Annotated in this window: 22 protein-coding genes; 17 read left to right on the forward strand and 5 right to left on the reverse strand. The window is 59.0% G+C overall.

What is annotated here, in order from left to right:
* The first annotated feature begins 115 nt into the window (after positions 1 to 115).
* The 4 genes from AQ621_RS16680 to benD are packed head-to-tail and all read left to right on the forward strand — an operon-like array spanning position 116 to position 3805.
* Positions 116 to 1489, forward strand: coding sequence for a Rieske 2Fe-2S domain-containing protein (locus AQ621_RS16680; protein WP_058342334.1), 1374 nt, complete (start codon positions 116 to 118; stop codon positions 1487 to 1489).
* On the forward strand, positions 1486 to 1977 hold the full coding sequence (gene benB / locus AQ621_RS16685; RefSeq protein ID WP_022990607.1) for a benzoate 1,2-dioxygenase small subunit: 492 nt from the start codon (positions 1486 to 1488) through the stop codon (positions 1975 to 1977). Before AQ621_RS16680 ends, benB begins: the two co-directional genes overlap by 4 nt.
* 20 nt (positions 1978 to 1997) lie before the next feature.
* Positions 1998 to 3029, forward strand: coding sequence for a benzoate 1,2-dioxygenase electron transfer component BenC (benC, locus tag AQ621_RS16690; RefSeq protein WP_058342335.1), 1032 nt, complete (start codon positions 1998 to 2000; stop codon positions 3027 to 3029).
* Positions 3026 to 3805 (forward strand): benzoate diol dehydrogenase BenD, encoded by a 780-nt coding sequence (gene benD / locus AQ621_RS16695; protein WP_058342336.1) that lies wholly within the window; start codon positions 3026 to 3028, stop codon positions 3803 to 3805. The genes benC and benD overlap by 4 nt, the downstream gene beginning before the upstream one ends.
* A gap of 310 nt (positions 3806 to 4115) precedes the next feature.
* Here the strand turns inward: benD and AQ621_RS16700 are convergent, their stop codons facing one another.
* On the reverse strand, positions 4116 to 4799 hold the full coding sequence (locus AQ621_RS16700) for a type 1 glutamine amidotransferase domain-containing protein (protein WP_058342337.1): 684 nt from the start codon (positions 4797 to 4799) through the stop codon (positions 4116 to 4118).
* Between the two features lie 174 nt (positions 4800 to 4973).
* Here AQ621_RS16700 and AQ621_RS16705 point away from each other — a divergent pair, with 174 nt between their 5' ends.
* Both AQ621_RS16705 and AQ621_RS16710 read left to right on the forward strand, forming a co-directional pair.
* Positions 4974 to 5741: a substrate-binding periplasmic protein gene (locus AQ621_RS16705; RefSeq protein WP_058342338.1), complete on the forward strand. Its 768-nt coding sequence runs from the start codon at positions 4974 to 4976 to the stop codon at positions 5739 to 5741.
* A 120-nt stretch (positions 5742 to 5861) separates the two neighbouring features.
* A complete protein-coding gene (locus AQ621_RS16710) occupies positions 5862 to 6548 on the forward strand; it encodes a cytochrome b/b6 domain-containing protein (RefSeq protein WP_058342339.1) in 687 nt (228 codons plus the stop codon).
* Positions 6549 to 6561: 13 nt separating this feature from the next.
* On the opposite strand, the gene AQ621_RS16715 is transcribed toward AQ621_RS16710, so the two are convergent.
* The gene (locus AQ621_RS16715) at positions 6562 to 7026 is read right to left on the reverse strand and encodes a c-type cytochrome (protein ID WP_058342340.1); all 465 of its coding nucleotides are present in this window, start codon (positions 7024 to 7026) and stop codon (positions 6562 to 6564) included.
* Between the two features lie 148 nt (positions 7027 to 7174).
* On the opposite strand from AQ621_RS16715, the gene AQ621_RS16720 reads away from it, so the two are divergent.
* Complete coding sequence (locus tag AQ621_RS16720) at positions 7175 to 7600, forward strand: hotdog fold thioesterase (RefSeq protein ID WP_022990615.1); 426 nt, start codon at positions 7175 to 7177, stop codon at positions 7598 to 7600.
* Positions 7601 to 7614: 14 nt separating this feature from the next.
* Here AQ621_RS16720 and AQ621_RS16725 read toward each other — a convergent pair whose 3' ends face one another.
* Positions 7615 to 8568, reverse strand: coding sequence for a sensor domain-containing diguanylate cyclase (locus tag AQ621_RS16725; RefSeq protein ID WP_058342341.1), 954 nt, complete (start codon positions 8566 to 8568; stop codon positions 7615 to 7617).
* Between the two features lie 102 nt (positions 8569 to 8670).
* Between AQ621_RS16725 and AQ621_RS16730 the strand changes: the two genes are divergently transcribed.
* The 4 genes from AQ621_RS16730 (at position 8671) to AQ621_RS16745 (ending at position 11013) form a co-directional block, all read left to right on the forward strand.
* A complete protein-coding gene (locus tag AQ621_RS16730; protein WP_082641133.1) occupies positions 8671 to 9135 on the forward strand; it encodes a YchJ family protein in 465 nt (154 codons plus the stop codon).
* 7 nt (positions 9136 to 9142) lie between these two features.
* Complete coding sequence (gene rarD, locus AQ621_RS16735; RefSeq protein ID WP_058342342.1) at positions 9143 to 10033, forward strand: EamA family transporter RarD; 891 nt, start codon at positions 9143 to 9145, stop codon at positions 10031 to 10033.
* A gap of 101 nt (positions 10034 to 10134) precedes the next feature.
* Positions 10135 to 10746 carry an outer membrane beta-barrel protein gene (locus tag AQ621_RS16740; protein WP_058342343.1) on the forward strand — a complete coding sequence of 204 codons (612 nt, stop codon included), beginning with the start codon at positions 10135 to 10137 and terminating at the stop codon, positions 10744 to 10746.
* A gap of 39 nt (positions 10747 to 10785) precedes the next feature.
* A complete protein-coding gene (locus AQ621_RS16745; RefSeq protein WP_058342344.1) occupies positions 10786 to 11013 on the forward strand; it encodes a DUF3565 domain-containing protein in 228 nt (75 codons plus the stop codon).
* Here the strand turns inward: AQ621_RS16745 and AQ621_RS16750 are convergent.
* A complete protein-coding gene (locus AQ621_RS16750) occupies positions 11010 to 11891 on the reverse strand; it encodes a LysR family transcriptional regulator (protein WP_058342345.1) in 882 nt (293 codons plus the stop codon). The two genes, AQ621_RS16745 and AQ621_RS16750, sit on opposite strands and share 4 nt — an antisense overlap.
* A gap of 93 nt (positions 11892 to 11984) precedes the next feature.
* Here AQ621_RS16750 and AQ621_RS16755 point away from each other — a divergent pair, with 93 nt between their 5' ends.
* Positions 11985 to 12758, forward strand: a complete 774-nt coding sequence (locus tag AQ621_RS16755; protein ID WP_058342346.1) for a cation diffusion facilitator family transporter — start codon at positions 11985 to 11987, stop codon at positions 12756 to 12758.
* A gap of 7 nt (positions 12759 to 12765) precedes the next feature.
* Here the strand turns inward: AQ621_RS16755 and AQ621_RS16760 are convergent, their stop codons facing one another.
* On the reverse strand, positions 12766 to 14118 hold the full coding sequence (locus tag AQ621_RS16760) for a CHAD domain-containing protein (protein ID WP_058342347.1): 1353 nt from the start codon (positions 14116 to 14118) through the stop codon (positions 12766 to 12768).
* A 161-nt stretch (positions 14119 to 14279) separates the two neighbouring features.
* On the opposite strand from AQ621_RS16760, the gene AQ621_RS16765 reads away from it, so the two are divergent.
* From AQ621_RS16765 to AQ621_RS16785, 5 genes are all read left to right on the forward strand, one after another.
* The gene (locus AQ621_RS16765; protein ID WP_173637060.1) at positions 14280 to 15347 is read left to right on the forward strand and encodes a TRAP transporter substrate-binding protein; all 1068 of its coding nucleotides are present in this window, start codon (positions 14280 to 14282) and stop codon (positions 15345 to 15347) included.
* Between the two features lie 118 nt (positions 15348 to 15465).
* Positions 15466 to 16587, forward strand: a complete 1122-nt coding sequence (potA, locus tag AQ621_RS16770) for a spermidine/putrescine ABC transporter ATP-binding protein PotA (protein WP_058342348.1) — start codon at positions 15466 to 15468, stop codon at positions 16585 to 16587.
* Entirely contained in the window at positions 16580 to 17437 is an 858-nt protein-coding gene (gene potB, locus AQ621_RS16775) for a spermidine/putrescine ABC transporter permease PotB (RefSeq protein ID WP_058342349.1), read from the forward strand. The genes potA and potB overlap by 8 nt, the downstream gene beginning before the upstream one ends.
* The gene (gene potC, locus AQ621_RS16780) at positions 17434 to 18204 is read left to right on the forward strand and encodes a spermidine/putrescine ABC transporter permease PotC (protein WP_022990627.1); all 771 of its coding nucleotides are present in this window, start codon (positions 17434 to 17436) and stop codon (positions 18202 to 18204) included. Before potB ends, potC begins: the two co-directional genes overlap by 4 nt.
* Positions 18201 to 19241 (forward strand): extracellular solute-binding protein, encoded by a 1041-nt coding sequence (locus tag AQ621_RS16785; RefSeq protein ID WP_022990628.1) that lies wholly within the window; start codon positions 18201 to 18203, stop codon positions 19239 to 19241. Before potC ends, AQ621_RS16785 begins: the two co-directional genes overlap by 4 nt.
* Positions 19242 to 19359: the final 118 nt, after the last annotated feature.

Below are 19359 nucleotides of genomic sequence, written 5' to 3' on the forward strand. Positions count from 1 at the left end.
TCCAACCCTTTAATCCCAATGTTCTTGTGATCCGACCGGCCTGTGAATGCAGGCCGGCCAGGGGGCCCTCACGCCCGAAAAACGGTTTTCACAACAACAAAATGGAGTGACGAACATGACTCGCCAACTCGACCGACTTGAGAAAACGATCCGCAACGCGGTGGAAGCCGATGCACAGACTGGCCACTACCGCTGTGACCGCAGCATCTTCACCGACGAAGAGCTGTTTGAGCTGGAGATGAAACACATCTTCGAAGGCAACTGGATTTTCCTGGCCCATGAGAGCCAGATCGAGAATCCGGGCGACTACTACACCACCATGGTGGGTCGTCAGCCGGTGATCATCACCCGGACCAAGGATGGCGAGCTCAAGGCGATTCTGAACACCTGTACCCACCGTGGTGCCACCCTGTGCCGCAAAAAGCGCGGCAACAAGACCTCCTTCACCTGCCCGTTCCACGGCTGGACCTTCAAGAACGACGGCAAGCTGCTGAAGGCCAAGGACCAGAAGAAGGGCGGTTACCCGGAAAGCTTCAACGTTGACGGTTCCCACGACCTGAAACAGCTACCGAAGTTCGAAAACTACCGCGGCTTCCTGTTCGGCAGCCTGAACTCTGACGTATTGCCGCTGGAAGAGTACCTGGGTGAAACCACCAAGGTGCTCGATGCCATCGTTGACCAGGCGCCGGAAGGCCTGGAGATCCTGCGCGGCGCGTCCACCTATACCTACGAGGGTAACTGGAAGCTGACTGCCGAAAACGGCGCGGACGGCTACCACGTAAGCACCGTGCACTGGAACTACCTGTCTACCATGGGCCAGCGCAACTACGAGAAAGGCGGCACCGAGGCAGTAGACGCCAAGAGCTGGTCCAACGAAGGCGGCTTCTACTCCTTCGAGAACGGCCACATGATGCTGTGGACCCGCCTGACCAACCCGGAAGTACGCCCGGTATACAACCAGCTGGAGCGCCTGGAAAAGGAAGTGGGTGAGGCGAAGGCCGACTTCATCGTGCGCACCACCAAGAACCTGTGCCTGTACCCGAACGTCTACGTGATGGACCAGTTCTCCACCCAGATCCGGGTGCTGCGCCCGATCGACGTCAACAAGACCGAGATTACCATCTACTGCTGGGCACCCAAGGGTGAATCCGCCGAAAACCGCGCCAAGCGCATCCGCCAGTACGAAGACTTCTTCAACGTGTCCGGCATGGGCACGCCGGATGACCTGGAAGAGTTCCGCGCTTGCCAGCAGGGCTACTACGCCAAGGGTACCAAATGGAACGACATGAGCCGTGGCGCCCAGCACTGGATTGAAGGCGCGGACGACTGGGCCAAGGGTATCAATCTGAAGCCAATCCTCAGTGGCGCCAAGCCGGAAGATGAAGGCCTGTACGTGACGCACCACCAGCATTGGGTGGAAGAGATGACCAAGGCGATTGATACCGAGCGCGCCCGCTTTATTTCCCTGACCGAGGAGGCTTCCGCATGAGCATGTCATACGAGCAGATCCAGGCCTTTGTCTACCGGGAAGCCCGTCTGCTGGATGATCGGCAGTGGGATGAGTGGCTGAAGTGCTACCACGAGGACGTCACCTACTGGATGCCGGCCTGGGACGATGACAACGAGCTGACCGAAGATCCGCAGACCGAGATTTCACTGATCTACTACCCGAACCGTAACGGTCTGGAAGATCGCGTCTACCGGTTGAAGACCGAGCGCTCCGGTGCCAGCTCTATTCCCGAGCCGCGCACCGTGCACCTGACCAGCAACCTGGAAATCCTGGAGCGGGACGGTGACACCGTAAAACTGCGTTTCAACTGGCAGACCAACAGCCACCGTTACCACAAGACCCAGTCCTTCTTCGGCGTGTCTTTCTACACCCTGGACTGCAGTGGCGAGCAGCCGCTGATTACCGAGAAGAAGGTGGTTCTGAGCAACGATTACATCAATCAGGTGATTGATATCTATCACCTGTAATTGATGGGGAGAGCATCATCATGAGTTACAACATCGCGCTTAATTTTGAAGACGGCGTTACCCGGGTGATCACCTGCAACGAAGGTGAAACCGTTCTAGACGCCGCCTACCGGGCCCAGATCAACCTGCCAATGGACTGCTCCGACGGTGTCTGCGGAACCTGTAAGGGTTCCTGCCACCAGGGCGAGTTCGACATGGGCGACGAGTACATCGACGAGGCACTGTCTGACGAGGAAGCCGAACAGGGCATGGTGCTGACCTGCCAGATGGTGCCCTCCAGCGACTGTGTGGTCGAGATTCCGGCGGCCGCGTCCCTGTGCAGCAAGACAGGTAACGAGGCCGTGACCGGCACCGTGGGTGAGGTCAACCTGATTTCCCCCACCGCCATCGAACTCAAGGTTACTGCAGACGCCGATATCGGCTTCCTGCCGGGCCAGTACGTGAACATCCAGGTGCCCGGCACCGAGGAAACCCGTGCTTACTCGTTCAGCTCCCGCCCGGGCAGCCGCGAGTTGAGCTTCCTGATCCGCAACGTGCCCGGTGGCCTGATGAGCTCCTGGCTGGTGGGCAAGGCCAAGACCGGCGACAAGGTGACCCTGACCGGCCCCATGGGTGTGTTCTACCTGCGCCCGGTTCAGCGCCCCGTGCTGATGCTGGCCGGTGGTACCGGCCTGGCTCCGTTCCTGGCCATGCTCGAAAGCCTGAAGGAAAAAGGCTGCGACCAGCCCACTCACATGATCTACGGCGTGACCAACGACGACGACCTGGTGGGGCTGGAAGCCCTCGAAAAGTTTGCCGAAGAGATTGAAAACTTCAGCTTCAAGACGGTATTGGCCAGCGACGAAAGCACCCATCCCCGCAAGGGCTATGTCACCAACCACATGGAAGACGCACCTATCAACGATGGTGATGTAGATGTGTATCTGTGTGGCCCGCCTCCGATGGTCGACGCGGTACTGGGTTACTTCCGGGAGCAGGGCATTGAGCCCAACTCCTTCCACTACGAGAAGTTCACCCCGAGCGTATCCGCCGTTGAGGAGAAAGTGGCATGACCCCGCGTTTCACCGGCAAGGTGATGGTGGTCACCGGTGCTGCCCAGGGCATTGGCCGGCGAGTGGCCGAACTGGCCGCCGCCGAAGGTGCCCGCCTGGTACTGGTGGACATCGCGGACTACGTGCAGGGCGTTGCCGCCGAGTTGCGCGACCAGGGCTCTGAAGCCCTGGCCGTGCAGGCCAACCTGGAAACCTGGGAAGGTGCGGAAATGGTGATGGCCAAGGCCCATGAGCAGTTCGGCCGCATCGACATCCTGGTCAACAACGTGGGCGGCACCATCTGGGCCCAGCCGTTCGAGCATTACCAGCCGGAACAGATCCACAAGGAAATCCAGCGCTCGTTGTTCCCGACCCTGTGGTGCTGCCGGGCGGTTCTGCCTTACATGGTGGAGCAGAAGGGCGGTGCCATTGTGAACGTCTCGTCTGTGGCGACCCGTGGCCTGATGCGGGTGCCCTATGGCGCCGCCAAGGGCGGGGTCAACGCCATGACCGTGAACCTGGCTTTCGAATACGCCGAGCATGGCATCCGGGTGAACGCCACGGCGCCGGGTGGCACCGAGGCACCTCCCCGGCTGACGCCGCGCAACACCGAGGCACAGGGCGAGCGGGAACAGGCCTGGTACCAGACCCTGATCGACCAGACCAACGCCACCAGCTTCATGCACCGCTACGGCACCCTCGATGAGCAGGCGGAACCGATTTTGTTCCTGGCTTCCGATGCGGCCAATTACATCACCGGCACCATCCTGCCCGTGGCCGGAGGCGACTGCGGCTGACGGGCAGCCACGCCAGATGAATTTCCTGGCCCTGGCAACCAGTAATTAAGAAATCAGCGTTGATGTGACCTGAGGGAGACAGTCAGTCATTCGGACCCCTCTTTGCCCCGGCACCACAGTGACCGGGGCTTTTTTGCTGTTACATGGCTCAAACAGAACTCAACAACAAGGAGCTGAATATGCCCCAGCTGTTTCGGGACTAGTCTGTGTCTGCCGCAGGCTTTCTGGCGGGTGATCGGTTAAGGTTGTTACCGGGTACTCAACGGAGGGAAATAAGGTTGGGCTGGCGGGCGCCAGCCCAACCGGGACGTCAGCCTTCCTGCAGCGCCTGCAGTACAGCCTTGGCCGCACCTTCAGAGGACGCTGGGTTCTGGCCGGTAATCAGCTTGCCGTCCACCACAATGTGCGGTGCCCAGTCATCGCCGCGGCTGTAGCGGCCGTTGTTCTGCTTGAGCATGTCTTCCAGCAGGAAGGGCACGATGTTGGTGAGCTGTACGGCGTCTTCTTCCGTGTTGCTGAAGCCGGTAACTTCACGGCCACCCACGATGTTCTGGTCTGGCTTTACGAACACATTCTTGAATACGGCAGGGGCGTGGCACACGGCACCGATCACCTTGTCCTGCTCGTAGGCGGTCTTGATCAGGGCGACAGACTTGTCGTCCTCGGCCAGGTCCCACAGTGGGCCGTGGCCGCCGGGGTAGAAAATGGCGTCGTACTGGTTCATGTTCACGTCGGCCAGTTTCCTGGTGCTGGCCAGCATTTCCCTGGCGTGGGTATCTGCCATGAAGCGCCGGGTGGAATCAGTGAGTGCGTCTTCTGCTTCACTGTTAGGGTCTACCGGCGGCTGGCCGCCTTTAGGAGAGGCCAGGGTGATATCCGCGCCAGCATCCTTGAATACGTAAAAGGGCGCGGTGAATTCTTCCAGCCAGAATCCGGTTTTATGGCCGGTGTCGCCCATCTGGTCGTGGGATGTCAGTACCATCAGAATTTTCATATCGGTCGATCCTCCTGTCGGGAATCGGGGAGTTTGTTCGGGCGTTACTCCACAATTAGTGGTGGCCCGGGATGCAAATTTCAACAGGAATTACGGCAATAAGGCGGGAATGGATGCCCGGAGTGTCTATACTCCGGTTACATATTGCTCAATGGGTCAGGGAAAGTGTCCGCAATGAAGGTAACGCTCATCAAGGCAGCCATGCTGTGCCTGTTCGTGCTGGCTGCAGCGCCTGCATGGTCGCAGCAGGGGACGGAAACCGTGGAGCCGTTGACGGTGGTGGTCGGTGTGGACCACGCACCACCTTACCGGATCCTGGAGCCGGGCCGGAAGACCGGGCTGTACCTGGATATGTTCGAGGAAATGACCAATCGCCTAGGCTGGGATGTCGAATACCGGGAAGCGCCGTTTCGCCGGCTTCAGCTGATGTTGCACCGGGGTGAGATCGACATGATGCTGGGCCTGGTGCGCAACGGTGCCCGGGAGCAGTGGATGGAGTTTGTGGCGCCGGCCTTTCCACCGGAGCGGCGATTGTTCCTTTACCTGGATGAAACCAATCGAGTAGACCGGTACCAGGATCTGTACGGCAAAACCATCGGGGTACTGGAAGGAGCCAGTTATTTCAGCCGGTTCGATAAGGATACGGATTTGCTGAAGGCCTCGGCTGCCCATTATGAAAACCTGATGCTGATGATGCAGAAGGGCCGGGTGGATGTGGTCGTTGCGCCGGAGTTGGTGGGGCTGTATACCGCAAAGAATCTGGGTATTGAGGCCCGGGTCTCACCGTTTTTTGTGCCGGGGGAGCGATCCTGGATTGTGGTGTCCGGGCAATCACCCGTCGTGCGCTATGCCGATGATATCCGGGCTGCCCTTAAGCTGATCGAGCGAGAAGGCATTCGGGAGAACCTGGTGCTGAAGTACCTGGAACAGCCGCTTCCCTGATGCGCCCATCGGGAGCCCCTCCCTTATCGGAATTTGATCCCGGTCTGCCCACCATTAACGGAACTTAGTATGCTCACGGTTGTCTTGAGGCAGAACCTGTTGTGAGCATAAGGAACTCGTATGACAACCATTCGGTTATGGGATTTACCGACACGCCTGTTTCACTGGTTGCTGGTACTGGCGGCTGTGGGTGCCGTGATCAGTATTAAATTGGGCGCGATTGACTGGCATGAACGCTTTGGCCTGGCAGTAGTCGGGCTGTTGTCGTTCCGTATTATCTGGGGTTTTACCGGCTCTACCTATGCCCGGTTTGCCAGCTTTGTTCGTGGGCCGGGAGCCATCATCAATTATTTGCGCGGACGCTGGCAGGGGGTAGGCCACAACCCGCTGGGGGCGCTTTCCGTGCTGGCGCTGATCGGCCTGTTCGGCTTCCAGGCGGCAAGCGGGCTGTTCGCCAACGATGAAATTGCCTTTAACGGCCCGCTGACTCCGCTGGTGTCATCGGCCTGGAGCGATACCCTGAGCAGCTGGCACCGTTTGACGGAATGGTTCTTGTACGGGTTGGTCATCCTGCATGTGGCAGCCGTCGTGCTGTATTCGAAAGTGAAGAAAGACAATCTGCTGAAGCCGATGATCACCGGTAAAAAGCCGGTTGAGAAGGGTCTGGCGGAAGATGCCCGGGGCGGTGGTGCGTTAGCGTTTGTGATTTCGCTGGTGCTGGCGGGGATTGTGGTTGTCGGTGCCAGTGGCAGCTTTGTATCGCCGCCACCGGCACCGGAGCCAGCACCCCAGAATCTGGGGTGGTAAGCCCGGGGCAGTCTTACTTCGCGCGGAAGTTGTCGTGGCAGGCCTTGCAGGTCTCGCCCACGGCAGCAAACTGGCGCGCCAGGGCGGCTTTATCACCGCTAGCAGCAACTTCCTGCAGCTTGTTGGCTTCACGGCCGAAGTTCATGCCCACTTCACGGGCTTTTTCCGGCTGCTCGAAAAACTCAGGCTTCAGGCGGGTGTTCTCGGCTTTGTCCAGGGTGGAATCCGGGCTGTAGAGTGCGCCCATGCCGGAGTTGGCCACTGCGGCAATGGCATTGGCTGCGGCTTTCATCTGGTCGGCGTTGAACTCAACCTCGCCATCGACCGCCTGCGCCTTGATCTTGCCCATGTTCCAGGACATGAACTGGTAGGCTGCCTGGCGGGCTTCAATCTGGTCTTCAACCGTCATCTGGGCGCTGGCCGGCATGGCAAAAGACAGTGCCAGAGCGGCGGCGGATACAAAACTTGTTTTCTTCATTTCAGGTCCCTCTCGTATGGTTTGCGTTTGGTCTGATTGGTCTTGCTGCAAAAATGCCTTATAAAGGTTTGGTTATGAGCATGCTACCTGTATAGACTCATTGCTGACAGTTATAAAAGCCTAAAGTTCAATCCGGAGAAATTCCACCATGGCAATATGGACAGTAACCCCCGATCTTGACCAGATGATGGCACACAGCCAGAAAACTGCCGTCAGTCACATGGGCATTGAATACCTTGAGGTCGGTGACGACTATGTGAAAGGCCGCATGCCGGTCGATGAACGCACGGTTCAGCCGTTTGGCATTCTGCATGGGGGCGCGTCGGTATTGCTGGCGGAAACGCTCGGCAGTATGGCGGCCAATTGTTGCCTGAAAGACAAGAACACCGTGGCTGTAGGGCTCGATATCAATGCCAACCACATCCGCCCGGTGACCGGCGGCTGGGTGTATGGCACCGCCCGTGCCCTGCATATCGGCAGTGCGACCCAGGTCTGGGAAATCCGGCTGGAGAACGAACAGGGCAAGGTAACCTGCATCTCGCGCCTGACCATGGCGGTCACCAAGCGGCCATAAACCCGGAAGCGGGGTCAGTCCGAGCAGGTGCTGACCCGGCCCCGGCCCTGATCCTTGGATTGGTAGAGTGCCCGGTCGGCCCGGTGCATCAGGTCTTCCAGGGTCTGGTCGCCCACAATGAGGCGGGTAATGCCAAAGCTGGCACTGGCGTGAATGGAACGGCCTTTGTGCTGGATGACCAGCTCGTTGAGCATTTCAAGCATCCGCTCCGTCAGTTCGATGGCTTCGCCCATTGTGGTGTCCGGCAGCAGTAGCGCGAACTCTTCGCCCCCCAGCCTGGCGACAATGTCCGATTCCCGAACCCGGTTCTGCAGCAGCCGGGCGATCTGCCGGAGCACCTCGTCGCCGGCATCGTGGCCATAGGTGTCGTTAACCTGCTTGAAGTAGTCCAGGTCCATCATCACCATGGCCAGCGGGCTGGCATGGCGTTTGGCGTGGCGGAGCAATTGCCCGCCAAACTCGTAGAAGGCGCGGCGGTTGTGAAGGCCGGTCAGCTCGTCTTCCAGGGCCGCGGCCCGGGCTTGCTGGTGGGCCTCCTGAAGTTCCAGTTCCATCTGCTTGCGCAGGGTGATATCGGTGGCAATTTCCAGCCGCACCAGCCGGCCGTCGGTCCAGTGGATGGCCTGGTCACGGCACTGGTACCAGTGGCCGTCCAGCTGGTTCTGGAACTCCCACACGTGTGGTGGGTTGGGGGTGCCGTCTTCGGCCAGCAGCAGGTGATTGGTGCAGAAGCTGCAGGGGCCATCGCTGTCTTGCAGCACCTGCCAGCATTTTCGGCCCTCGATGTTGCCCCAGATGCGCCGGCCGTAGGCGTTCATATACAGCAACTCGTGGGTCTGGAAGTCGGAAACGTAAACCAGGGCATCAAGGTTATCGAGTACAGCCTGAAGCCCGGCCGCCGGGGTGGTCCCGGAGGCAGGAAGGCCTGCATCGGCAGGCAGGTTGAGAGAGGGGATACCTGATTTCATTGCGTTGTTTTCGTTTGTACGGTTTCCTGTCATCACTGCAGTATGGCCTTTTTTTACACAGGTTGTCTGTACTGAAATTGATACCGAGTGTGGTAATTAACTATGTCTGATTCTAATGGCGGCCAGATTTGCCCCTGTGGTAGTGGCCAGGTTTATTCGGCCTGTTGTGGTCGTTGGCATGCCGGTGCTCCTGCACCGTCGCCCGAGGCCCTGATGCGCTCCCGCTTCACAGCCTTTGTAACCGGAGACAGCAACTACCTGCTGGCTACCTGGCACCCGGACACCCGCCCGGAAAGCTTGTCACTGGACGGCTCTCCCGAGTGGACAGCTTTGCAGATTTTCAGTGCCGGTGAGCAGGGAGCGAAAGGCCTGGTTCATTTTCGGGCCATATACCGGACGGGATCTGGTTGGGGGTACCTGGAAGAACACTCGGACTTCGTGAAAGAAGGCGGGCACTGGCTCTACGTGGCCGGTGAAACCAGCGAAGGCACCCTCAAGCCCGGCCGTAACGAGCCCTGCCCCTGTGGCAGCGGGCGAAAGTACAAATCCTGCTGCCTGAACGGATGAACCTGCTATGACCAATACAGTGCCGGAAACCGGCAAGGGTGTGGCCTATGGCCTGGCGGCCTACACCATGTGGGGCAGTTTTCCCCTGTACTTTGCCCTGTTTGAGGGTATTCCGGCCTGGGAGGTGCTGATCCACCGGGTGATCTGGTCATGCCTGTTCCTGGCGGTCGTGATTTCACTGCTTCGGCGCTGGCCGCCAGTCACCGCAGCCCTGAAACAGCCGAAGAACCTGGGCTTTGTGCTGGGCTGCTCGGTGTTTATTGCTGCTAACTGGGGTATCTATATCTACGCCGTGGAAACCCGCCATGTGCTGCAGGCCAGCTTGGGCTACTTTCTTACGCCCCTGGTGAACGTCGCCATGGGCTTGTTGATACTCGGTGAGCGTATTTCCCGCCTGCAGGTGGTGGCGGTTGTGATGGCCGGCGTTGCCATCCTTTACCAGTTCTTCCTGCTGGGCGAGCTGCCCTGGATAACCCTGGCGCTGGCGTTCAGCTTTGGCACCTATGGCTTGTTACGCAAGAAGGTGGAACTGGATGGCCTGTCCGGCCTGTTTGTGGAAACCCTGTTGCTGCTGCCTCTGGGGTTGCTGACGCTGGCCTGGTTGTCCTCGCAGAATCTTTCGCACTTTACCGAGTCTGCTTACAGCACGCTGCTGTTGCTCTCCAGTGGTGCAGTCACGGCCATTCCCCTGTTGGCGTTTGCCGGTGCCGCCCGGCGGCTGAAGCTCTCCACCGTGGGTTTTCTTATGTACATCAACCCCACCATCCAGTTTCTGATCGCGCTTTATATCTTCCATGAACCACTGAGTACCGCAAAGTTACTGAGTTTTGTGATGATCTGGGTAGCGCTGGCGCTTTACTCGTGGTCTGCCTGGGTGGGGCGGGCACGCACTGTGTAAAATCCTGCAAAATATGCAGAGTAAAGGCAGGTTTATGTCGGCTCCGCAGGTACCATCCTTATCATTCGTTGGCTAAACCTTTCTTTGGTAAGGATGAAATGATGAAAACAGGTAAGTTGATGGCTTCTCTGGTAGCCGGTGTTGCGTTGTCTGGTTCTGCCTCCATGGCGCTGGCACAGCAAGGCTATGCGGGTATCAGTCTGGGGCAGGCTGAGGTTAAGGCTTTTTGTGACGGCTGGTCTGGTGTTGATTGTGATGACACTGCGTTGAGCGGTCGGCTTTACGCGGGCGGTTTCTTCGATAAGTATCTGGCATTTGAAGCAGGCTATCGCTATATCGATGAAACGTCCGCAGAAGGCGCAATTCCTGACGTAGTTTCCGCTGGTATTGATGCCTCCTATCATATGTTTGATAGTTCTTTGCTTGTCTTTACACCTGAGTTTGGGCCGGTTCGATTATTTGCCAAGGCTGGCTTGCAGTTTTGGCGCCAGGATGTGGACGCGAAGCTAACCGTTCTATCTGAGAGCTTTAACGGTTCGGAGCAAGAATCTGGCCTGGCTTTCCGCACCGGCGCCGGCGCGACCATCGACTTCACCGAGTCCTTTGGCCTCCGGCTGGAGTGGGATTACCTGCAGAATGTGGGTGATGATGTCATTGATAACCTGGAGTCGGATATCCACATCTTCTCCGTAGGGCCTGAATTCCGTTTCTGAAGCCGGCATAGCGTTTGATAGCCGGTGTGAGGTTTTGACATGAAGCAGTCCATCACCGGCTATCACAAAGACCACGAAAACCACTGGGTAGCCCAGCTGGCGTGTGGGCATAACCAGCACGTGCGCCACGATCCGCCCTGGGTGAACCGACCCTGGGTTACTGCCGTGGAAGGACGTCGGTCGATGTTAGGCTTCGAGCTGGATTGTAAGAAATGCGACAACGGCGCGCCGGCGGATGAGCGCCCGGGCCAGCAGGCCGAGCCCTAGGAAAGAGTCTCCAGATAGGCTTCCAGTTCGTTGGCCAGCCAGCCCACCACAGCGCCCCCTTGCGCCTGTTCCGATTCCAGTGCGCTGAACACCTTCCACCAGCGGGCACTTCGATGGTGGATGGTTTTCAGCTGTTCCTTTCTTAACGCCTCTGCAATCAAAGGTAACGGCAAGTCGGCCCAGCCGGCGCCGTCAATCACCGCGTCCCGTATCAGCTCGTACTGGGTGAAGGCCAGGTAATTGGCGGTTTCCGGCGAGTCTGCCACCAGCACTGAATCCTGCATGTAGGCAATAGTGATTTCGGTGTGGCTGATCAGGTCGTCCTGGGTTACCCGTTTCAGTTGGCTAAGCGGATGCTCTGGCGCAGCCACAGTCAGCATGCGCACGTCAGCCAGCTCGCGGAACCATTGATAGCCCTCATTCATCAACTCCGGCATCAGGCCGTAGGCGACATCCACCGACTGGTTGCGGACCAGCGAGGGCAGCTCTCGCGGAGGGGCAAGATAGATCGACAGGCTGGTTTGGGGGAAGCGTTGTTTCAGCCGGCGCAGGATGTCCCGCCAGATGTCCTCTGGAATGGAATCGTCCCGGGCAATGCGCAGTACCGATTCGGCTCCGCTCAGGTGATGCTGGCAGCGGGCCAGTATCTGGCCGGCCACCTGGTCGAAACGCCGGCAGTCGGTGAGGATGGACTGGCCGATGGCGGTCAGGTGCAGCTGGTTGCCACTGCGTTCGAACAGCTCCACGCCCAGCTCATCTTCCAGCGATGCGAGCACGGTGCTGACCGTGGTGCGGCTGCGGTTCAGCTCCCGGGCAGCGGCGGCTACGCTGCCGTTGCGTACCACGGAAAGGAAGGTTTTGATCTGGGAGGTTTTCATGGGCTTACCTATGCGACGGATTTTCCGTCGCTCAGCGACTCACGCCTTTTGAATGATGCCGATAATATGGCCGGCAATTCTCAGGAGGTCAAAATGTTTACTTCTCTGGCGCGGGAAAATCTGGCGCTGACGTTATCTGCCGTGGGTGCGGGCCTGTTTGCCCTCGCCGGCATTACCTGGGGCCTTTGGGTCGATTCACTGGTTATTCTCTTCGACGGTGCTTATTCCCTGATCAGTCTGGGGCTGTCGCTGCTGTCACTCTATGCCGCCCGCCTGGTGCGCCGGCCCGCCAATGAAGACTATCCGTTCGGAATGGGTGCGGTGGAGCCGCTGGTGATTGCCGTGAAAGGCCTGGTGATCGGGTTGGTGTGTGTGCTGTCACTGGCCTCTGCCGTGGTGTCGCTGCTTCAGGGCGGCCGGGCCGTTGCTGCGGATATGGCGATGATTTTTGGTGCAGTGAACGTGGTGGGCTGCCTGGCGGTGTGGGTTTACCTGCGCTGGTCGAGTTTCCGTAATGATTCCGGGCTGGTGAAAGCCGAACAACGCCAGTGGCTGATGGACAGCGCCCTGAGTGCCGCCGTCATGATCGGCTTTGCGGCCGCCTGGATGCTTGAGCGCAGCCAGTGGTCAGAACTGGCGGTGTATGCTGACCCGGTGATGATGCTGGTGATCTCGGTTTACTTTATGACCGTGCCGGTGAAGATGGTCCTGGAATCGGTTCGGGAACTGTTGCTGGCGGCGCCCCGGAACGAAGCCCTGGACGACATCCACGAGACCCTGGAAGACCTGGGCCTGAATCCGGAGCAGGTCAAGGTGGCCAAGCTGGGCCCCAACCTGTTGCTTGAAGCCCGCATGGTGCGTATCTGATTCCAGCTCAGCCCAGGCCGAGCCCGCCCATGGCCAGAATCTGGCGGCGGGTGTCGGCTTTTTCCTGCCCGATCAAGTCAATGATCCCGGCAACCGCCTCCGGCAGGGTTTCCGGGGCATCTTTCCGGAACTGCTCCAGCAGTTCCAGCTGTATGTGCAGGTCCTGGAAGCGGCCGTAAAGGTCTTGCCGCTTTCTGAGGGTTTTCAGGTCCTGCTTTCTCGCCCCGGGGTCCAGCTCCATTAAATAGCGTATGCGTTTGAGTTGCTTGCGCAGCGTGTGGAAATCTTCATCCGGAGCGGTATGCAGCAGTTCTGCCGTCCCCCGGTTGAAACTCCGCAGCCGTTTCAGAATGGCCTTGCGGATGTCTCCGGCACTGAGGCCAGATACCAGTTTACAAAATTTGCCGGAGTCTATTTCGCTTTCCCAGCTGTGCAGGCTGTTGCGGTAGCGGACGCTGCCGAGGCGTTTGGCCAGGCGTTTCTGGCGGCTGGCGGCCTTGCTTCCGGCCCAGGTTTCCAGTGCCGCACGTAACTCCGGGGTATCCGGACACAGCGCAGGCAAGTCCGCCAGGAATACGTGCAGGTCCCGCAGCCGGCCGGTTGCCCGGGCATGCCGCTTGAGTTGGGCAACGGCCGGGCGCAGTCGGGTGGTGCCGCTTACTTCAGCAATGGCTTCGGCCAGGGCCAGGCTGCGGCGCAGGGCAATGCGGTACTGGTGCAGGAATTCGTCATCCAGCCCGAGTATCACGCCCGGCTCCAGTTGTTTCAGGCGCTCAGCCTGAAGCTGCAGGGTAGCCGGAAGGTCGTTAATGGCGCCTGGCGCTGGTCGCTTTATCGGGTTCCGGTGTTTGCGTTCGAATTCCCGGTAACTGTAGTTTCTGGGTGTGAGGAAGTGTTCCAGTGTGCCGGAGTTTTTATCGAGCTTGCGCCAGTGCTTACCGGGCAGGCGAATGTGCAGAAAGCTGGCGGTGGGCAGGGCCATCGGCGCGTGCTTTGCCAGCCAGTCGGCCAGCTCCTGCAGCGCCGGGTTATGGCCGATAATAACGACCCTTTCGATCCCGTCATCCTGCTTTTTCAGCCACTCCAGAAGACGTTTGAAGTCGAAAATATAGAGGCCCGGGTCTATATGAAACCGGTCTGCGGGGAAGTCCGCCGGCAGAATGCCCCGGGCGGTATGCCGGGCTCTGGTTGCATCACTGGCAAAGACGTCGCTCGACTGGAATACTTCCAGCCGCTGAAGGGCCTTGCCCAGAGGCTGCAGCTGCTGCTCGCCCCGGTTGTTCAGGGGGCGGTCCCGGTCGGCCAGGCCTTCATCGGCCCAGCTGGATTTGGCGTGGCGGATAAGAAACAGGTGCTTCATGGTGCTCGTCCTGGTTGTGCACTCGGTCAGCGGTCAGTGTGGCACAGCTGCAAGTCGTTTACATGACGGCGCCGGATTGGCGTTGGGGGCTGCCGCAGGTATCATGTTTTACCGTTCCCTGAACAGTTCAGACCAACAACACAATAACGGAAGCCAACACCATGCACATCCGTAAAACACTCCTGGCGGCAACAGCGGTTGCTGTGGCGGCCTTCAGTTCGTCGGCCCTGGCCGAGAAATATACCCTGCGCCTGGCTGAAACCTGGGGCCCGAATTCCCCCATTCTGGGCGAGACCACCAAGCACTTCGAAGACATGGTGGAGAAGATGTCTGCTGGCCGGATTGATGTTCGCATTGATTCTGCCAACAAGCACAAGGCGCCTTTCGGCATCTTCGACATGGTGCGTAACGGCCAGTACGACATGGGCCACACCGCCTCTTATTACTACAAGGGCTCCATTCCCAACGCCATGTATTTCACTACCGTGCCGTTCGGTATGCTGGCTCCCGAACAGTACGCCTGGTTCTACTACGGTGGCGGCATGGAGCTGATGCAGAAAGTGTATGAGCCCTTCGGCCTGCTGTCGTTCCCAGGCGGCAACACCGGTAACCAGATGGGTGGCTGGTTCAACAAGGAAATCAATTCCCTGGAAGACCTCAAGGGCCTGAAAATGCGTACCCCGGGCTTTGCCGGCGAGGTGATGGCAGAGCTGGGTGTGTCGGTGACCAACCTGCCGCCGGGTGAGCTCTACACGGCACTGGATCGTGGCACCATTGATGCGCTGGAATGGGTAGCACCGGCCCTGGACTTCCCCATGGGCTTCCACCAGATTGCCAAGTACTACTACTCAGGCTGGCAGGAGCCGGGCGCGGAAGTGCAGTTCCTGGTTAACCAGAAAACCTGGAACAAACTGCCGGAAGACCTGCAGGAAATCCTGCGGGTAGCCATGCGTACCGCTGCCTATGACATGTATGCCAAGAGCACCAACGACAGCGCCGATGCCTGGAACCGCATGCAGAAAGACTATCCGGAGGTAACCCACAAGGTGTTCCCGCCGGAAGTGATTGAAGCCCTGCGCGAGACCACTCACCGGTTGCTCGAAGAGGAAGCCGAGAAGGATCCGCTGGCCCGGGAAATCATCACGTCTATCCGTGAATACCTGGCGGGTGTGCGCAAGTGGACTAACATTTCCGACAAGGCTTACCTGAACAGCGTGGCTGATCAGTAAGTATCCGTTTCAGCAGGCTGGAACAAAAAAGGCGTGAGGGTAATCCGAAACCCTCGCGCCTCTTTCTGTTCGGGGCTGTTTCTGGAAAAATACGCCGCTCAAACTTTGGGCAGGGCCGATGAAACAGACACTGCTATCTCTGAGCAATCTCACCAAGCAATTTGACGGCAAGAAAGTACTGGATTCGCTGGATCTCGAGATCTTCGATGGCGAGTTCATTACCTTGTTAGGGCCGTCTGGTTGCGGAAAAACCACCCTGCTGCGGATGATGGCGGGTTTCGAGCACCCGGATGAAGGGTCCATCACCCTTGGCGGGCAGGATCTGACCCACACGCCGCCGGAGCATCGACCGCTGAATACGGTGTTCCAGAACTACGCGCTGTTCCCCCATATGTCGGTGTTCGACAACGTGGCCTATGGCCTGAAAATGGAGAAGCGGCCAAAAGAGGAAATCCAGCAGCGGGTAGAAGAAGCCCTGGCCATGGTGCAGCTGGAAGACTTTGCCAGGCGTAAACCGCATCAGCTTTCGGGCGGCCAGCAGCAGCGGGTTGCGATTGCCCGGGCGGTGGTAAAGCGGCCGAAAATGCTGCTGCTGGACGAACCCCTGTCTGCCCTGGACTTCAAGCTGCGTCGCACCATGCAGGTGGAGCTCAAGCGGCTGCAGCGGGAGCTGGGCATTACCTTTGTGTTCGTCACCCACGACCAGGAAGAGGCGCTGTCGATGTCTGACCGGGTGGTGGTGCTGAAAGACGGCCATATCCAGCAGCTGGGCACCCCGCGCGAGGTCTATGAACGCCCCGCCAACCTGTTTACCGCCCGCTTTGTGGGTGAAACCAACTTCTTCCCGGGCCGGGTGGATGCCGCCAACGGCGATGACACCATCACCGTGGACGTGTTCGGCCTGAAGCGCACCTTCCGCAAACCCGACTTCCCGGTTACAGAAGGGCAGGGTCTGCACGTGTTGCTGCGCCCCGAAGATATCCGGGTACTGGCGCCGGACGATGAAGACGGCGTGGCCGGCAAGGTGGTTGAGCGTAACTACAAGGGCAGTACCCTGGATTCGGTCATCCACCTGAGCGATGGCACCGAAGTGCTGGCCTCGGAATTCTTTGATGAAGACGACCCCACCTTTGACTACCGGCTGGGCGAGCCGGTGAAAGTCAGCTGGGTTGACGGCTGGGAATGGCTGCTGCCGGAAGAACCGGCCGTGGCCACAGACGACGAGCTGATGGATGAGTAGCGTTACCCGGCAGCCGTTCCGTGCGGCGGTGCTGGTGCTGGTGTGGGGCTGGTTGCTGTTCCTGGTGTTCACCCCCAACCTGCTGGTGGTGGGTGCCAGTGTGATGACCCGGGACCCGGGCTCATTCATATCGCTGCCCCTGAACCTGGATGCCTACCGGCAGTTGCTGAACCCCCTGTACCTGGATGTGTTCCTGCATTCCCTGTACATGGCCGCCATGACCACGCTGATCTGCCTGTTGATTGGCTATCCCTTTGCCTGGGCGTTGTCGAAGGTGCCCAAACAGCGCCAGGTGTTGCTGATCTTCCTGCTGATTGTGCCCTTCTGGACCAATTCGCTGGTGCGTACCTACGCCCTGAAATTGCTGCTGGCCACCAACGGCTTGCTCAACAACGCCCTGATGTCCCTAGGCCTGATTGAAGAGCCCCTGAAGATGCTCTACACCGAGGGTGCGGTAATTGTCGGGCTGGTGTACCTGCTGCTGCCGTTCATGATCCTGCCGCTGTATGCGGTATTCGATGACCTGCGGGAAGACTATTTGCGGGCCTCCCACGATCTGGGCGCCGGCCGGTTGTCCACCTTCATCCACGTGATTGTGCCGCTGACCCTGCCGGGCGTGCTGGCCGGTGTGATGCTGGTATTGTTGCCGGCCATGGGGTTGTTCTTTGTGCCGGACATTCTGGGGGGATCCCGCAACCTGCTGGTAGGTAACGTGATCAAGAACCAGTTCCTGGACGCCCGCAACTGGCCCTTCGGTGCGGCCGCCAGCATTGTGCTGACCCTGGCCATGGCGTTCCTGATGTTCGCCCACCGGCTGAGTAAACGGCGGATCGGGGAGGACGGCGTATGAACCGCTGGTTGCCCCGCACCTACCTGACCCTGGTGTACCTGCTGCTGTACGTGCCCATTGTGGTGCTGGTGGTGTTCTCCTTCAACGAATCCCGCACCGGTTACGAATGGGGCGGCTTGAGCCTGCGTTGGTATGAAGCCCTGTTCAACAACCGGGCCATGGTGCAGGCCATGTGGAATTCCCTGTGGCTGGCGCTGTCTGCGGCTACCGTGTCTACCCTGATTGGTGCGCTCACCGCCCTGGCCCTGCACCGTTACCGGTTCCGGGGCAAGAAAGTGCTTAACGGCATGCTGTTTATCGTGATGATGTCGCCGGAGATTGTGCTGGCCATCTCCCTGCTGGCCCTGTTCCTGCTGGTGGGGCTGCAGCTGGGTTACGTGTCCCTGCTATTGGCCCACGTAACCTTCTGCCTGCCGTTTGTGGTGATTACCGTGATGGCGCGCCTGAGCGGCTTTGACGAGCGCCTGCCGGAAGCAGCGCGGGACCTGGGTGCCTCCGATTTCACCATGACCCGCACCGTACTGATCCCGGTGATCATGCCGGCATTACTGGCAGGCTGGCTGCTGGGGTTTACACTGTCACTGGATGATGTGGTGGTCAGCACCTTCGTTAGTGGCCCGAGTTACGAAATTCTGCCTTTGCGCATCTATTCCATGGTGCGGGTAGGCCTGAAACCCGAGGTAAATGCCCTGGGCACACTGTTGCTGGTGTTTTCACTGGTCATGTTGATCTTGTCTCAATGGATACTGTTAAGGAGCAAACGATGAAGAAACTGGCACTGGCCGGCGCGCTGGCACTGGGCCTGGCGGGCTGCAGTGGTTCCGAGGAGCCGCAGGTACTGAACCTGTACAACTGGTCCGAGTATATGCCCCAGGAAGTTCTGGACCGCTTCACCGAGGAAACCGGTATCCAGGTGGTGTACACCACCTACGACAGCAACGAAGCCATGTACGCCCGGCTGAAACTGCTGGACGAGAGCGCCGCCTATGACCTGGCCGTGCCGTCTACCTACTACGTGAGCAAGATGCGCCAGGAAGACCTGCTGATGCCCATCGATCGCAGCAAGATCGAAGGCTTTGACCAGCTCGACCCGGAACTGGTGAACCTGGATATCGACCCGGACAACCAGTACAGCGTGCCTTACCTGTGGGGCACCACCGGCATTGCCGTGGACACTGCCGATGTGGAAGGCGAAGTGACCGCCTGGGCAGACCTGTGGGATGAGCGCTTCGAAGGCCGGGTGATGCTGACCAACGACATGCGCGAAGTGTTCCATGTAGGCCTGCGGGTGCTGGGTTACTCCGGTAACAGCACCGATCCCAAGGAAATCGAGGAAGCCTACGAGAAGCTGACCGAGCTGATGCCGTCTGTGCGGACCTTCAACTCCGATGCCCCGCGCATGCCGTATCTGGAAGGTGAAACCGACGTGGGCATGATCTGGAACGGTGAAGCCGTGATGGGTCGTGACACCCTGGAGTCCCTGGAGTACGTGTATCCGGAAGAGGGCATCATCGCCTGGCTGGACAGCTTCGTGATTCCCAAGAACGCCAGGAACCCGGAAGCGGCCCACCAGTTCATCAGCTTTGTGCTGCAGCCGGAAATCTCTGCCCTGATCAGCGAAGAGATTGGCTACGCCACACCGAACCTGGCTGCCCGGGAACTGCTGGATGACTCTGTGGCAAATGACCGTGCCAGCTATCCGAACGCCACCGACATGATCAATGCGGAGTTCCAGACCGACATTGGTGACGAGGCGCTGCAGGTGTACGCCAAGTACTGGGAAATGCTGAAGTCCGGTCAGTAAGCCTTTCCTGGCGTATCAGCGATCAAAAAAACGGAGGCTTCGGCCTCCGTTTTTGCATCCGGGTTTCACAAAACTGAAATACATGGTCTATAACTTCCTGATAACAAAACGGTAGCGA

The organism is Marinobacter sp. P4B1 (assembly GCF_001447135.1).
GTDB classification, from domain to species: domain Bacteria; phylum Pseudomonadota; class Gammaproteobacteria; order Pseudomonadales; family Oleiphilaceae; genus Marinobacter; species Marinobacter vinifirmus.